Raw genomic sequence first — 15,825 nt, forward strand, 5'->3', positions numbered from 1 at the left:
AATGAGTGAGTTAAAAATAGCCTAAGCTCCGTATGTGAAAGCATTATTTGGGCCACTTTAATAAATAATATAAAAAACAATGAGTTATGTGTTTTTTGCACTTTGCCAAACTGTACCCTGTAAATTTTCCCGACTGCTTGCGGCTCAGGTTTTCTGGTTTCTAATCGGCATGCTCACTAGCCTTTCCAATCGGCTAAACAGGCTTTGCATACATCCTTTAAATACTCTTGAACCGCCTGGCTCCAAGTAGCGAAATACTAGATAAGAGAGGCATAGCATCATGGTTGTAGTTATTACTATTGCTGCGCTCGGGGGGACAAGTTTGCTTAGCTCGCCGATGATCAATTTCCCTGCATGATTGTGTAATAAATAGAGTGGATAGGTGATTCCGCCGAGTGTCGCGTATATGGCTAGAGGTTTTAAGGTAACTTTTTCCAGCGCAATCAGCAGGAATACTACGTGGAAAGAAATGACTATTAGGCCAGCAATAAGGCTTTGCCCTATGTCGCTGTTTGGCATAAACCCCTGTGCTTGGTTGAAGCTCTGCACAATGCAAAGCAGGCTGGAGATTACCAAAGTCAGGTTGGTAATAGCTGTGTGTTTTTTGTCCCAAATTAAATAAAGACAGATGCCAGAGATGAAATAACAAGAATAGCCCGGGTTTATAAACCAACCCATTTTGGAGGGTTGGCCCAATGTCAGGTTGCTCACAGTGAGAATCAGCCAAAATGGCAGCCAAATGTTGTAGCGATGAAAGCTTTTTAACAGCATGAGCAGAAAGATGCAGGCATAGAATTTCAGCTCTACCTGTAGCGTCCAATAGACCCCATCGATATTTTTTACGCCCAGGTAATCATTCAGCATGGTGAGGTTAACCAATATGTCGCTGATTGAGGGTGGTGAATCGCTGAGTGTGTAACTGATACCCGCCGTAAATAACACGCCGATCCAGAAGGCAGGGTAAAGGCGTGCTCCACGTGATATGAGAAACGTGATAGGGCTGCGCCTTTCTGCAGAAGCTGCAATGACGAAACCACTGATCATAAAAAACAGGGGTACCCCGAGATATCCGTATTGGGCGATAGCTGCTAATGCCGGGTAGGAGGGGTTGGGTTCGGCAAGGTAGTGATAAAACACTACCGCCAGTGCTGCAATAAACCGCAGCAAATCGAGCGCCTGTAATCTCATAGTGGTTCCTTGAGTTATTGAGGCGCTGATTATCTATTATGTTGAGCCGGGTCTACCAGTTGTGCTTTTTACTTGGGAGTCAGTTGTATAAAGCGACTGTATAGCCCATTGGTGTCAATCGCAGCGATCAGAACGATTGTGTTGCTAGTGAAGTCTGGGCGCACTAACTGGGTTGTGGTGTTGCTGCTAATTATTTCGCTGATGTAACTGCTGCTATTGGAAGGTTTATAGCGAATCTCATAACCGCTGATTTCCTCCAGTTCAAGATAAGTTCCATTTTCACGTTGTGACGGGATATTCCATGTCACCCTCAGATTGCCATTAGCGGCAACTGAACTGTTGCTTGCTGACGACGGTGCTCCGCTAGAACTACTTGAGCCGGACGAGCTGCTTGGTTGGATGCTGCTTGAAGCACTGGTTGTCGCCAATGAGCTAGAGGTAAGGCTAGTAGAGGACTGGCTTTTGCTTGATTGGGCACTGCTTTTGGATGAGCTTGCGATGCTGCCAGACGCAGTGGTTTTGACTATCAGCGAATTAGAAAAATTTGACCTGTTGCCGACTATATCAATAGCCCTGACGGTGTAGGTGTAGTAAGTGTTTGCTTTGAGATTGGTATCCTCAAATTCCAGATTGCTGGCGGTAGTTGTGCTGATTGCAATGCCATCACGACGAATTTCATAGCGGGAAAGCCCCACATCATCCGTTGATGCATCCCAGCTTAAAAGGGCATTGTGGGCAGTCACTGCTAACAAACGCAGAGCTTTTGGGGTGCTGGGAGGCAGGTCTGTAGAATTTGAATCGTCCTCTGGAAAAGCGCTGTCATCAGGAAATTCACCGTTGGCAGTGCTACTAATAGCGATGCTGGACGACATGGCGGTACTTGAGCGAATCGAGGAGGCTGCACGACTGGACGAGGATTTGCTGGTGCTCGATGGTGACGCAGAGGGTGAGGTGGTGACAATCGGTGTTGAGCTGGCCGCAGCGATGGGCTGGCTGCTGGCGGAGCCTTGTGCCTCGGTTCCACCACCGCCACAGGCGCTCAATAGAAGGCTGAGAGATATTGCGAGTAAACTCCGGTCCAATCGATGTGTTACGTAGCCAAATATCATTCTAATTTCCAAAAATATCCTGGATATGGGCGCATGGTTCAAGCGTCTGATCATGCGGTAGGCGAAGCATTAGATTTAGCAGCAAGCAGTGGGGGGCACTGCGTTGGCTGCGCATTTTTTTTCATTAAGCGAAACGGTTGGGGCATTTTGTGATAACTGGCTCGTTATAGTGAGTTTTTTTATATGTCCAATTGTTATATCTGGTTTATGCGCCGCGCGACTCATTCACTGCTTGTATCGGTTTCATCTAGTTGGCTGCTGGGAACCACATTCATGTCATATTTTTTGATGAGGTCGTAGAAGGTTGGGCGAGTAATACCCAGCAGTTTGGCAGCGGCGGAAATGTTGTTATCGGTCATGCTCAGGGCGCGCAATATAGCGCCGCGTTCAGCCTCTTGGCGAACGTGGCGCAGGTTGAGCGACAGCTCTCCGGCCTCGGCAAGGCCCAGATCTTCCCGGGTGATGTATTTGCCATCAGCCATGATAACTGCGCGTTTGACCTTGTTTTCCATCTCGCGGATATTGCCCGGCCAGTTGTAATTCTCGATGGCGGCTATGGCATCGGGGGTGAAGCCTGTGACGTTTTGGCCGTGCTCTTTGGCAAATTTGAGTTTGAAGTGGCGCGCCAGCAACACTTTGTCACCCAGGCGATTGCGCAGCGGGGGAATGTTTACTGTCATTTCGCAAATGCGATAGAAGAGGTCTTCGCGGAAGCTGCCCTCTCTGACCATGGCCTCCAAATCTTTGTTGGTGGCGCAGATCACCCGTACATCCACCGGGATCTCGGTGCGGCCGCCAACCCGCTCAATAACCCGCTCTTGCAGGAAGCGCAGCAGTTTGGCTTGCAGGTTGAGTGGCATATCGCCGATTTCGTCGAGGAACAGGGTGCCTTCATTGGCAGTTTCCACCTTGCCCAGGGTGGTTTTATTGGCGCCGGTAAACGCGCCCTTCTCATAGCCAAACAGCTCACTTTCAATCAGGTTTTCCGGAACGGCGGCGCAGTTGATTGCCACAAAACGTTTGTTTTTGCGTGGGCTGAGTTGATGGATCGAACGCGCCAAGACCTCTTTACCTGTACCGCTTTCACCCAGGAGGGTGCAAGTCACAGTAGTGGGCGAGATCTTTTCCAGTTGACGGCAGATCTTGAGCAATTGCGGATCGTTGGTAATCAAACCTTCCAGCGGCTCTTGCTGGGAAAGGCTTAGGCGGCGGTTATAGTCTTCCAGTTCAAAAATGTGGAAGGCGCGCTGCACGATCAGGTCCAAAGTATTGGGATCGACCGGTTTTTGATAAAAGTCGTAAGCACCCATGGCAACCGCGCGCAGGGCATTGTCGCGGTCGGTTTTACCGGTCATCACAATAATTTTGGTGTTGGGCGATATGCGCAGAATGTCCTGAATGCATTTAAAACCTTCGTCCACGCCATCTTCATCGGGCGGCAGGCCCAGATCCTGAATCACCACCGAGGCTTCATGCAGGCGAATGGCGGCTATGGCGTCCTGACGGTTGTCGGCGACGACTGTCTCGTATTGATCAAAGTGCCAACGCAGCTGGCTTTGCAGGCCGGCGTCGTCTTCCACAATCAGCAGAATAGGTTTGGAGGCAGCTGTTTTGCTCATGCGATCCCGTTAATCCTTGTTCAGAGGGAGGGTGATGGTGATGGTGGTGCCTTCGCCCGGTTCACTGGCGACATTCAGTGTGCCGCTCAGCTCGCTGATGTATTCGCGCGAGAGGTAGACTCCGATCCCCATGCCTTTGCCGGATTTGGTCGTTTCAAAGGGTTTGAATAAACGGTTGTGGATAAAATCCCAATCCATGCCTGAGCCGTTGTCTTCGATAATCACCGTGGCCCAGTCATTGTTGACGCGCAGTGTAACATGAACCCGGCCATCGTCCGGTGTGGCCTCCAGCGCATTTTTGATGAAGTTAGTGATGGTCATCACCAACCGCACCTGGTCGGCATTGATGGTGCGTTCGGTATTTTCGATATCGCTGCTGAGTTTGCTGCAGTTGCGCTGGCATTCGCTCACCGCCTGTTGGACAACCTCAAGAATAGAGAGACGTTTAACCAGATCCGATTCATCGCGGCGCAACTTTTTCAGCAGGTTGTTCATGCGATCCACCGAGTTGCTGATGGTTTTGATGGCATCCTCAAAAAACGCAGGGTTGCCTTTGTGTTTTTCGGCGTTGCGCACCACCAGTGCCTGCTGGGCGATCAGGTTATTCAGGTCGTGAATAATAAAGGCCACCAGTTTGTTGTAGGTGTCGAACTGGCGCCCCTCTACCAATTGCTCTGCCTGCTGGTGACGCTTGAGGTAGCTGCCAATTTGCCGGCCCATGGTTTTGAGCAGATCCAAATCTTCCCAGGTCAAACTCTGGTCGCCGGCTGGTTTGGTCAGTGCCATAAAGCCCACCAGCTCCTGCCCCACTATCAACGGAAATAACAGCCAGAGATCGGGGATGTTATGGGCCCAGTGAGGCAGTAATTCGTTGTGCTGGCTGAGTGCTTTGTTGTCGCCACTGTCGGGAATAAATACCCATTCAGCGTCGATAAATGCCCGGCAGAAAGGGCTGTCAACCGGCTCCTCCTGCAGGGTTACATAGTTGGGCAGGTTGGTGCGGTAGACCGGTTCATAGAAACCCTGTTTGCGCAGCCAGATGACTCCGCCGGGCGCTTTGGTGGTGGAGGCGACAGCGTAAAAGGCGCGCTGGTTTACCTCGGCGGCATCCACCGGTTGCGCCAGATAATTGATCAGCCGCAACCATTCGTTGCGATAGTCGTATTTATAGCGAAACAGGTGCTTGTTAATCAGCACCGAGAGTTTCATGCGAATCCGGCTGGAGATAAAAACCGTCGCAATCAATAACACGGCAGCGGCTAAGAGCAAGCTGTAGAAAACCGTTCCCCAATTCCCGCCGTATAAACGCACATAGTAACCACCCAGTGACAGCACGGTGATTAAAATCCCGACACCCACCAGTGAGGTGGTGTAAAAGGCGATGGGGCGCGACAAATTGAAGTTCGCCGGGCGGTCGCTGCGCTGTAGCAGCAGTATTCCACCCAAGGCCATAAACAGGCAGGTGGCGATAGACACCGCCGCGCGCGACTGCCACAGCATGGGGTCCAGGCCTTTGAAGATAAGCGCGTGGGTGAAGAGGTAAATGTCGTAGAGGAAAATAGCCGCGAGGTTCATGCACAGGAGTTTGATCTGGCGGTCATTTTCCGCTGCAAACCGATAGAGCTGTTCCACGCTGACCAGTGCGATAACGGCCAGGCCCAAGGCAAACCAGATGGAGAGTCCGGCTTGGTTGAGATCCGGTATAAACAGCATCACCAGTGCCAAGGCGGTAATGGGCCAGCCGCCGCTGAACAGGAGTTGCAAGCTGGCGGGCAGTTGGCGGCGATTGCTGTTGTGTTTTAAGCACAGCCAAATACAAAAGACCCAGGCGTTAAAGTGCAGGTATTCAAAGGTAATGAGCAGGTAAAGTGGAATTTCGTAACCGGAAAAGGAGAGTGCAATAGCGCCCAAGTGCGCGGTATGCAGGGCGGCCGCCCAGAAAAAAATCCAGGTTTTTTGGCCGCGCAGCAGCTGAAACAGGTAGGTGGCGGTGAGCAGCGAGGCCACAACAGCAGCGCTAAAATAGGCGACGAAGGTGACGCTGTTATATTCCATCTCCGGGGCGATCCTGTGTTGGCTATAAATCTTGGCAATAAGCATAACAGCTGCGATTGCCGGATAGAATGCGCGCCCGGTGTAGCATCTGAATACTGCCATCGCCTGTGTGGGTATTTGCAGCTATAATGCGCGCCGACCTTATCCAGCCCTTACCTCCGGGAACATCCGGGCGCCTGGGCAGATTTACCTGGCTAAGCTGAGCTACATCAGCCGCCGTTGATACCCATGAGGAAAATGCCGTGATCCAGATGAAAAAGTTGTTCGGAGTTCTGTTTGTTTCGGGTTTGGTGGCACTGTCTGCCGTAGCTCACAGTGATGATGAGATTAAAGCGCGCATTGCACCTGTTGGTAGCAGCTGTATGTCAGGCGACGAATGTGCTGCTGCGCCGGCACCCGCCGTTGCCGCCGGGCCAAAATCCGGTAAGGACGTGTACGGCAGTTTCTGTACTACCTGTCACGGTGCTGGCGTAATGGGCGCCCCCAAATTCGGCGATGCGGCTGATTGGTCTGCCCGTGCGGGCAAGGGCCTGGATACCCTGTATACCCACGCGATCAACGGCTTTAACGCTATGCCAGCCAAAGGCATGTGTGCGGCCTGTTCTGATGACGAGATCAAAGGCGCTGTGGATTACATGGTCGAAAACAGCAAATAAGCTGACGCGCTGCCAGAACGAAAAACCCCCGCCATTGTTGCAATGGCGGGGGTTTTGTTTTTTGGCACCGGCTGCCTGACAAGCGCAGCCGGGTCGCTGGTTTAGAAATTAGCCTTCAGGATCAGCGCCGCACGGCGGTCGTTTACAAACCATGAGCGGCCAGCCTCAGCCCCTTTGCCATCGAGGATCATGATGGTCTTGGTCTGGGTGTTGGCGATATTGGTCAACTGCAAACCAACGGTGACATTCTCATTCACATTGTAAAACGCCGAGCCATCCAGGAAGCCTGAATCATCGTTCCACAGTGGGTATTTACTGATTACATCGCGGGTGGTTAACAGGTACTTGGAGCGCCAGTTGTAGGCTAAGCGCAGTGACCAGTCGTTTTTGTCATACATGGCGACAATGTTGAAAGTATCGCGCGATTGGCCCTGTAGTGGCACCTCGTCAAACTCCACCCGCGCGCCTGTGTCGGTTGCGCTGCCGGCAAACCCATCGGCACTGCTATCGCCACTGTTAGGTACACCGCTGGCTTCGATGTAGGTGTAGTTCATCTGTAAACCCAAGCCATCCCAGGGGGCGGGCAGCATGTCGTAGAACTGCTGATAAGCCAGCTCAAAGCCCTGCATACTGCCATCGCCACCGTTGCGTGTACCTTCCACGTCTGCGGTTTGGGTAACGCCGGTTACCGGGTTGGTGAAATCCCGCGCGAAGCTGCCGTATACAAAGAAGTTGCTTAAGTCTTTGTAGAAGAGCGTGGTGGTGAGTGAGCCAACCCGCGCAAAGTACCATTCCAGCGAGGCGTCAAACTGGGTGGATTCCATGGGTTTGAGGCCGGGGTTACCTGAATCGCCGCGCCAGCCGGAAACGCTGGCACCCAAAATTCCACTACCGCCGGCACCGGGGTTGGTTGGGTCGATTTCCGGTTGTACCACGGTGAGTGACAATTGGCTGAGGTTGGCCTGATTTTTCACTGCCTCCATATCCGGCAGGGCGATGGCCTTGGCGACCGCAAAGCGAGAGATGAGGTCGTCGGTCAGCTCCAGTTTGAGGTTGAAGCTGGGCAGGCTAGCGGAGTAGGTGGAATTGGCATTTTGCACAGTGAAGGCATTGTTGCCAAAACCGCGTTCGCTATCGCTGAGGAAGTTGTGGGGGTCAGTGGTCCAGCGCGACTCGGGCATGGCCATCAGTGCCGCGCGTGCCGCGGCCAAATCGGCGTAACCGCCCTGGTCAAACAGTGCCTGGCTGGCTTGGGTTGTCCAGGCATCCACGGCGCCCGGTGTTAATGGCAGGTTGATACCGGCGGGCACCGCAAAATCCGGCACCAGATCCGGGTATTGCACCGAACCGAGGGCATCGCGTTCCAAACGGACATAACGCATACCTAGATTACCGCTGAAGCGCAGGGCGTAGTCGTCCGAACCGAAATCCACCTTCACATAGGCGGCGTTATTGGTTTCGGTAGTGACAAATATCTCTGATGGCGTGAAATAGCTGTCGGTGCCTGCGCGTTTATTGGCGGGCACAAAAGAGCCGGCATCCGCCAGCAATTCGCGGCCATTAATAACCTCGTGAACCAGAGACGGCGAGGCGTGCAGCATGTTGTTGCCGGGAATGGTCAGCGCTTCACCGCGATGGAAATCGCTCCAGTCCACCGAACTGTAAGACTGGTCGGCGACCTTCTCCAAATCCGCCCAATAAATGTCTGATTGCCAGCGCGGCCCCAGGGCACCCCAGTTGTAAACAGAGTAGCGCACGGTTTGCTCGCGTTCGGCATGGCGCAGGCCGCCCGAAATCGCGGTGACCAGCCCATCGTCCAGGCTGTGTTTTACGTCGATGCGACTGGCCAGTGAGTCACCTTCGGAGCGCTCGTAGTGGTCCATCGCCGACTGCCAGAAATAGGAGGTCGGGTCCTGGAAGTAATTCGCATCACCCGCCGGGTCATCGGAGAAGCCGGGGAAGCCGCTGCTGTAGAGCTCCGGGTTCTGGGTGCGGAAACCGTTCCAGGGCTCAATCAGTGTCAGCGAGGGAGTTTTGCCACGGGTGCTGTAGTCCTGCATCGCATGGGTAGCGAGCATAATAGTGACATCATCGTCCTGGGTCTCTGCGTCTATGTATTGCAGGTCGAGGGTGTATTCCCAGTTGTCGTTGGGGGTGAATTTCAGGTTGAAGGCGTAATCGTCCACCAGCGTGCGGGTACTTTTAACGCGGGTATCGGTGGAGAAAATGTGGCCCCACTGGGGGATGTTGACCGGAGCATCGCCCCAGGCGCGCGGGATGCGATTGGTATGGCCATCAGCGGAACGCCAGCCGTCAGAGTCTACCAGCGTACCGGCGGTGAAAATGCCCTCGTCAGTAAATTCAAACTGGGTGCCTTCGAGTGCACGGGTGCGACGAATGTCTTGCTCGGCATCTTCGTCGTAGTAGCCACCTTGATATTTGATGGCATATTCGGTCCAGGTCAGGGTGGCGTCCGAGCGCATGAATTGCAGGCTGCTAACCAGCGTATTGTCTGGGTTTTGCCATTGCAGGGCAGCGGCGTAACCCTGACGGTCGCGCTCGTCGGTTTTCATCAGCGCGTTGGAACCGTTGGGCATCCACACCTTGCCATCACCTTGGCCTACAAAACGCTCGGCACCGGCCAGTACGGCAGCATCGTATTGCACGTAAGCATCACTCTGGATGCCGTTGGACATGCCGGTCAGCGAGGAATCGGCGATGTTCAACAGCGCCCCAAACTCACCCGCACTGGTGTCCCAGCGGTCGCTGTAAAGCGCCGACAGGGTGGGGGTCCACTTTTCCGCCATATCGCCGTAGGAGTAGTCGGCTGAAACAGCCGCCACGCGGCCGTCAGAGTCAAACGGCTTGCGGGTGCGCAGGCTAACAGTACCGCCAATACCGCCCTCAATCATGTCGGCAGTCTGGTTTTTGTAGATATCTACCCCACCCATCAGCTCCGGTGGAACGTCCTGGAAGCTGAGGCCGCGGCCGGAGTTGGCGGTAAAGGAATCGCGCCCGTTAAATTCGGAGCGGGTGGCGTTCATGCCGCGAATCACCGCTGCTGAACCTTCCACGCTGAAGTGATCGGGGTCGTTGGCTGAGGCAAAGCGCTCGATGGATACGCCGGGCACCCGCTGCATGGCTTCCAGCACACTGCGATCAGGCAGCGAGCCTATGTCGTTGGCGGAGATGGAATCTACCACCGTACTGGCGTTGCGTTTGATGTCTTGCGCATTTTGCAGGTTGGCGCGAACACCAGTGACTACCACTTCTTCCAGATTCTCGTTGGTATCCGTTTGGGCAATTACCGGAGCGGTGATGGCCATAATACAAAGCGCTAACACTGAGCGCCGGAACAGGGGATTGTGCGTGGAGTCATGACCTTGCAGTAAATTTTGGGGAAGCATAGCTAACCTCTCGTTGTCGTTATTAGGCAAATCGGATTAGGGTCACCCCGTCGGGAGGGAGACACGCTGCCATGCTCGGCTTATCTGTGGCTGGTGTCGCACCAGTTTGCCCAGTTAACGCAAACTGGTGATCCGGTGTGGCACAGTGGGACTTGCGCGCTGGGTGTGGTGCGAGGAGAGACTGCGGTGCGCGGGTTCTGGCGGTGATGCCAGTTTGCGCATCGGCTAAACTGGGGAGCTAAAACCCCCAGCATGGTGGCTAGTCGAAGAGGTTGAGCAGGTTGGCGAGTGTCTCCTCGCCCTTGGCCAGATTTTTCTCCGGGCTCTGTTCGCCAAAACCCTCCCACTCCACATCGTCAGCGGGTAGCTCTTCCAAAAACCGGCTGGGGGTGGTCTCGCTCATTTCGCCAAACTGTTTGCGTTTGCCGGCGAGTGTCATGGTGAGGGTGCGCTGGGCGCGGGTGATGCCCACGTAGGTCAGGCGGCGCTCTTCTTCAATATTGTTGTCTTCAATGCTGTTGCGATGGGGCAGTAGTTCTTCCTCCATGCCCACCATGAATACGTGAGGGAACTCCAAGCCTTTGGAGGCGTGCAGGGTCATGAGTTGCACCTGATCGCTCATGTCCTCCTCTTCCTGGCGCTCCATCATATCGCGCAGGATAAGTTTGGCCACGGCATCCTCAATGCGCGACTCCTCGCCCTCGTCATCATCGCTGCTGTTTTTGTCGATGGTTTTTTGCAGCGACTCGACCAGATAAAACACATTCTCCATGCGTTTTTCGGCGGCCTTGCTGCTCGCCGAGTTCTGGTGCAGCCAACCTTCGTAGTCTATGTCGCTGAGCAGTTCGCGGATCGCATCCACCGGGCGGTCGCCAGCACAATTGCGCGTGACTTGTTTGATCCAGTGCGCAAATCGTTGTAGTCGTTCCAGATTTTTCTCGGGAATGCGACTTTGTAAGCCCAGCTCATCCAGCGCCGCAAATAAACTGCAGTGACGTTCGCTTGCGTAACCGCCCAGTGCTTCCAGTGTGCTGGTGCCGATCTGGCGGCGCGGGGTGTTGATGATGCGCAAAAACGCGTTGTCGTCATCGGGGTTCACGATCAGGCGCAGGTAGGCCATCACATCCTTGATTTCGGTCTTGGCAAAAAAGGATGAGCCGCCGCTGATTTTGTAGGGAATCTGGTGCTGCTGGAGTTTCATTTCCAGCAAACGCGCCTGGTGATTGCCGCGATAGAGCACCGCAAAGTCGCGGAACTTATATTGTTTGCGCAGCCGTTGGGTGAGTATCTCGGTGGCGACGCGTTCGGCCTCGGCGTCCTCGTTTTTACAGCGGATCACGCGAATGGGATCGCCCAGCCCCATTTCACTCCACAGGGCTTTATCAAATTCGTGTGGGTTGTTGGCGATTAAGTGGTTAGCCACGCGCAGGATACGGCTGGTGGAGCGATAGTTTTGCTCCAGTTTGATCACGCGCAGGTTGGGGTAGTCCTGTTTTAACAGGCCCATGTTTTCAGGGCGCGCCCCGCGCCAGGCGTAAATGGATTGGTCGTCGTCGCCCACCACGGTGAGCGCACCGCGATTGCCCACAATCAACTGCACTAAGAGGTATTGGCTGGAGTTGGTATCTTGATATTCATCCACCAGCAGGTAGCGAATCTTGCGCTGCCAGCGCTGCAAAACCTCCGGGTTAGTCTGGAACAACTCCACGGGAATAAGGATCAAATCGTCAAAGTCCACGGCGTTATAGGCGCGCAGTGCCTGATTGTAACGCTGGTAGATCAGGGCGATGGCCTGCTCGCCCGGGCTTTGTGCAAGGCTAAGGGCGCGGGCGGGAATCACCAGATCGTTTTTCCAGTTGGAGATCTGGTGCTGCACCAAATCCAGATGGTCGCTGTCCAGATCGCCATCTTTCATCATCAAATCTTTCAGCAGGGAGCGCGCATCTTCGGAGTCGAAGATGGAAAAGCCGGGTTTGAAGCCCAGGCTTTTGTGTTCGCGGCGAATAATATTCAGCCCGAGGTTGTGGAAGGTAGACACGGTAAGCCCGCGCGAGGCGCTGCCTTTCACCAGTTTGCTGGCGCGCTCTTTCATCTCGCGTGCGGCTTTGTTGGTAAAGGTGAGCGCGGCGATATGGCGCGCCGGTATATCGCACTGCTCGATCAAGTAGGCAATCTTGCGGGTAATTACGCTGGTTTTACCGCTGCCCGCACCCGCCAGCACCAGACAGGGGCCATCGATATAGAGTACGGCTTCTTTTTGGCGGGGGTTAAGTTGAGTCACGGGTAATGCCTGGGTCGAGTGGGAGGGCATTCTATCAAGCCAAGAGCGGGCTTGTAATGCGCACCGCGCGGCTTGGGCAGAGCTATAACCGGAATGGTAAATCCGCTGACGTTAGGCGTTTTTTTGTTATAGGCAAGCCGTTTAGTTTGCCAGGGTGCACTGATACCATTCATTCAATTGGTTCACGTGCGATAGAAGCTGTGAGGGATGGAGTTCCATGACCAACCACGTAAAAATTCTTTTTGTGGACCGTGAGCAGGGCGAATACCTGCTTATTGCCGAAATACTGTCCCATATCCGACAAGTCAACTACGAGCTGGTGTGGTGCAATCAACTGGATGCCGCCCTGCCCAAAATCCTCTCCCAGGAATTTGATGTCGTTCTGCTGGATTATTACTGGGGCAGCGAAAGCGCCCGCGACTTGTTAAACGCCGCGCGCGTGCAAGCCTGCCAAATCCCCATAGTTGTCATGACCGATGAGATGGAAACCGAGGTGGATCGCGAGGCGATTCGCGCCGGTGCAGCGGACTATTTGATCAAAGGGCAAATCGATCATTTATTGCTGGAGCGTGCGCTACGCTACGCCATAGAGCGCAAAAAAACCGAGCAGCGCCTGACTCGCCTTGCACACTACGATTCGCTTACCAATGTGCCTAACCGCATTCTCTTTCGCGACCGTCTGGAGCACGCGGTCAACCTGGCAGAGCGCGATCACACCAACTTCACCCTGATGTTTATTGACCTCAACGGCTTCAAACAGGTGAACGACAATTTTGGCCACGATGCCGGCGATGCCATTATCCGCATCTGCGCCGAGCGCCTGAATGCCTGCCTGCGCCGCAGCGATTCCGTGGCGCGCATGGGCGGCGATGAATTTACCCTGCTGTTGCAAAATATCGCCAATACCACCGATGTCGCCCACATTGCCCAAAAAGTGATTGACTCCATCCAGCAGCCGGCAGATATCAACGGCCATGAGGTGGTGGTGGGCTGCAGTATCGGGATTGCCATTTACCCCGAAGCGGGCCGCGATGCCGACAGCCTGCTCAAACATGCTGATATGGCGATGTATAAAGCCAAACAGCTGTCGGGCAGTAACTACCGCTTTTTCACCGAGATGATGAATCAGGATGTGCGTCGCCAGTTGCGTCAGGAAGCTGATTTGCGCGCTGCGCTGCGCTATCAGCAATTTGTGCTGCATTACAGTCCGCGAATCGACATGAACAGCGGCAAAGTCGTTGCGCTGGAAGCCCAGCTACGCTGGGATAAACCCGGTGTCGGGCTGCTAAACCCCAGTGAATTTATCGCCACCGCCGAGGAGACGGGAGTGATTACCGCCATAGGTTATTGGGTATTGCGCCAGGCCTGCCACGACATCAAGTTGTTGCAGGGCTTTTGGGATGAGCGACTGATGATGTCTATCCATTTATCCATGCGTCAGTTTAAAGACGAAAACCTGGTGCATGAGGTAGCGCGAATTTTTGCCGACAATGACATCCAACCGGGCGATATTGAATTTGAAATTACCGAGACAGTGTTCGCCGACAATATTGATCTGGTTTCGCTGTGTATGCGGCCGCTGTCGTTTTTTGGCATCGATTTCCTGTTGGATAACTTTGGTGCAGGCAATTCCTCGCTGCTGCATTTGCAGCGCCTGCCTATCAGCACGGTCAAAATTGATTTGAGCTTTTTGCAGGAACTCAACCGCAGCCACACTGATAAACGGCTGGTGTCGGCCATGATTACCCTGGCCCACAATCTGGGCAAGCTGGTGGTGGCCGAGGGGGTGGAAACCAAAGAGCAAAAGGATTGGCTGAAGGATATGGGCTGCGACCTTATGCAAGGGCAGTATGTCGCCGAAGCCAGATCCTATGCGGAGATCATCGCCTGGCTGCAGGAGGCCAAGCTACCCCATCAATCCAAGTTGAATTGATGGGATGTGGCACCGATTATTGGCTGAGCTGCCGATCCAGGGTGCGGTAGCTCAGCGCCTCGCTAATATCTACCGTTGCCAGTCGCTCGCGCCCCGCCATATCGGCCAGGGTGCGCGCCAGTTTTAACACCCGGTGATAAGCGCGTGTGGACAGCCCCAACTTTTCTATCGCCTGCTCCAACAGGTTCTTATCGGCCTTGGTCAGCTCGCAATAAGTCTCCAGCTCAGGCGCCGTCAATTGGTGGTTGGCTTTACCTTGCCGCTGTAACTGCCGCTCGCGCGCCGCTTCCACTCGCGCGCGAATTGCTGCACTGCCATCGCCCAGAGTTTTGTTTTGCAGCTCGCCCTGGCGCAGGGCGCGCACCGGTACATGCATGTCGATGCGGTCCAAGAGTGGGCCGGATATCTTGTCGCGGTAGCGCTTAACCTGATCCGGGGTGCAGCGGCAGCGGTTGGCATCGCTGCCGTGGTAGCCACAAGGGCAGGGGTTCATCGCTGCAACCAGCTGAAAACGCGCGGGAAAGCAGGCCTGGCTGCGCGCGCGCGAAATCCGCACTTCACCGCTCTCCAATGGCTCGCGCAGCACTTCCAATACTTGCCGCGAAAACTCGGGCAGTTCATCCAAAAACAAAACCCCGGCGTGGGCGAGGGATATTTCCCCCGGTTTGGGGTTGGAGCCTCCACCTACCAGTGCAATCGCAGAGGCTGTGTGGTGTGGCGCGCGGAAAGGGCGTTGCTGCCAGTGGTAGTCCTTGCTTTGTGCGGCCACGGAATAGATGGCGGCGACATCCAACATCTCGCGCTCCCCCAGGCGTGGCAAAATGCCCGGCAAGCGACTGGCGAGCATGGTTTTGCCCGTGCCCGGTGGGCCGTAGAACAGCAGGTTGTGGCCACCACTGGCGGCGATTTCCAGCGCGCGTTTGGCTTGTGATTGGCCTTTTACATCGAGGATATCCAATGCGTTCTGCAAGCTGTCGGCCGGCTCGCGCACTGCCTCGGCGCGAGGCAATTGCTCGCGGCCATGCAGCTGGGCGCAGACCTGCAACAGATTTTCCGCACCAAAAACGCGCGTAATGCTACTGAAGGCTGCTTCGTTGGCATTGGCACTGCTAATTATCAGATCCCGCTGCGCATCGCCGGTGGCCAGGGCGGCCGGCAGGGCGGCACTCACCGGGCGCAACTCGCCAGACAGGGCGAGCTCCCCCAAAAACTCGCTGCGTTCCAGCGGTTCAAGCGGAATTTGCCCTGAAGCGGCCAGTATGCCCAGCGCTATGGGTAGGTCATAGCGCCCGCCCTCTTTGGGCAAATCGGCCGGGGCGAGGTTAACCGTGATGCGTTGGGCGGGGAATTCCAGGTGGCTGTTGATAATCGCACTGCGCACCCGATCCTTACTTTCTTTCACAGCAGTCTCCGGCAAGCCGACAATCGACAAGCCCGGTAAACCATTGGAGATATGTACTTCGACGGTAACTTGGGGGGCGTGGATGCCCAGTTTTGCGCGGGAATAAACTATGGCTAGCGACATAAACAATCCTTGTGAGGCTGGGTTAGCGGGCGCAGAAAGCACCCTTGGCTGA

The 15,825-nt window shown here is 54.6% G+C and carries 9 protein-coding genes; 2 read left to right on the forward strand and 7 right to left on the reverse strand.

Annotated elements, in window-relative coordinates; translation table 11 throughout:
* Positions 1–144 precede the first annotated feature (144 nt).
* The 4 genes from ACFODX_RS05540 to prsK all read right to left on the reverse strand — a co-directional run bounded on the left by ACFODX_RS05540 (position 145) and on the right by prsK (position 5,971).
* The gene (locus tag ACFODX_RS05540) at positions 145–1,188 is read right to left on the reverse strand and encodes an acyltransferase family protein (RefSeq protein ID WP_378116878.1); all 1,044 of its coding nucleotides are present in this window, start codon (positions 1,186–1,188) and stop codon (positions 145–147) included.
* A 68-nt stretch (positions 1,189–1,256) separates the two neighbouring features.
* Positions 1,257–2,231: a fibronectin type III domain-containing protein gene (locus tag ACFODX_RS05545; protein ID WP_378116880.1), complete on the reverse strand. Its 975-nt coding sequence runs from the start codon at positions 2,229–2,231 to the stop codon at positions 1,257–1,259.
* A 287-nt stretch (positions 2,232–2,518) separates the two neighbouring features.
* Positions 2,519–3,916 carry a PEP-CTERM-box response regulator transcription factor gene (gene prsR / locus ACFODX_RS05550; protein WP_378116882.1) on the reverse strand — a complete coding sequence of 466 codons (1,398 nt, stop codon included), beginning with the start codon at positions 3,914–3,916 and terminating at the stop codon, positions 2,519–2,521.
* A gap of 9 nt (positions 3,917–3,925) precedes the next feature.
* Positions 3,926–5,971 (reverse strand): XrtA/PEP-CTERM system histidine kinase PrsK, encoded by a 2,046-nt coding sequence (gene prsK, locus ACFODX_RS05555; protein ID WP_378116884.1) that lies wholly within the window; start codon positions 5,969–5,971, stop codon positions 3,926–3,928.
* A 251-nt stretch (positions 5,972–6,222) separates the two neighbouring features.
* On the opposite strand from prsK, the gene ACFODX_RS05560 reads away from it, so the two are divergent.
* Entirely contained in the window at positions 6,223–6,627 is a 405-nt protein-coding gene (locus ACFODX_RS05560; RefSeq protein WP_378116975.1) for a c-type cytochrome, read from the forward strand.
* 101 nt (positions 6,628–6,728) lie between these two features.
* Here the strand turns inward: ACFODX_RS05560 and ACFODX_RS05565 are convergent, their stop codons facing one another.
* Positions 6,729–10,034: a TonB-dependent receptor gene (locus ACFODX_RS05565; protein ID WP_378116886.1), complete on the reverse strand. Its 3,306-nt coding sequence runs from the start codon at positions 10,032–10,034 to the stop codon at positions 6,729–6,731.
* A gap of 259 nt (positions 10,035–10,293) precedes the next feature.
* Positions 10,294–12,315 (reverse strand): DNA helicase Rep, encoded by a 2,022-nt coding sequence (rep, locus tag ACFODX_RS05570; RefSeq protein ID WP_378116888.1) that lies wholly within the window; start codon positions 12,313–12,315, stop codon positions 10,294–10,296.
* 217 nt (positions 12,316–12,532) lie between these two features.
* On the opposite strand from rep, the gene ACFODX_RS05575 reads away from it, so the two are divergent.
* Positions 12,533–14,248 carry a putative bifunctional diguanylate cyclase/phosphodiesterase gene (locus ACFODX_RS05575; RefSeq protein WP_378116890.1) on the forward strand — a complete coding sequence of 572 codons (1,716 nt, stop codon included), beginning with the start codon at positions 12,533–12,535 and terminating at the stop codon, positions 14,246–14,248.
* A gap of 16 nt (positions 14,249–14,264) precedes the next feature.
* Here ACFODX_RS05575 and ACFODX_RS05580 read toward each other — a convergent pair whose 3' ends face one another.
* A complete protein-coding gene (locus ACFODX_RS05580; RefSeq protein ID WP_378116892.1) occupies positions 14,265–15,773 on the reverse strand; it encodes a YifB family Mg chelatase-like AAA ATPase in 1,509 nt (502 codons plus the stop codon).
* Positions 15,774–15,825 lie beyond the last annotated feature (52 nt).

It is taken from the genome of Cellvibrio fontiphilus (genome assembly GCF_042646205.1).
In the GTDB taxonomy this organism is placed as follows: Bacteria; Pseudomonadota; Gammaproteobacteria; order Pseudomonadales; family Cellvibrionaceae; genus Cellvibrio; species Cellvibrio fontiphilus_A.

Excerpts from the sequence above, each read along its gene's own strand:
- ACFODX_RS05540 (WP_378116878.1), bottom strand. The coding sequence starts at position 1,188 with ATGAGATTACAGGCGCTCGATTTGCTGCGGTTTATTGCAGCACTGGCG.
- ACFODX_RS05560 (WP_378116975.1), top strand. The coding sequence starts at position 6,223 with ATGAAAAAGTTGTTCGGAGTTCTGTTTGTTTCGGGTTTGGTGGCACTG.
- prsK (WP_378116884.1), bottom strand. The coding sequence starts at position 5,971 with ATGGAATATAACAGCGTCACCTTCGTCGCCTATTTTAGCGCTGCTGTT.
- prsR (WP_378116882.1), bottom strand. The coding sequence starts at position 3,916 with ATGAGCAAAACAGCTGCCTCCAAACCTATTCTGCTGATTGTGGAAGAC.
- ACFODX_RS05575 (WP_378116890.1), top strand. The coding sequence starts at position 12,533 with ATGACCAACCACGTAAAAATTCTTTTTGTGGACCGTGAGCAGGGCGAA.
- ACFODX_RS05580 (WP_378116892.1), bottom strand. The coding sequence starts at position 15,773 with ATGTCGCTAGCCATAGTTTATTCCCGCGCAAAACTGGGCATCCACGCC.
- ACFODX_RS05565 (WP_378116886.1), bottom strand. The coding sequence starts at position 10,034 with ATGCTTCCCCAAAATTTACTGCAAGGTCATGACTCCACGCACAATCCC.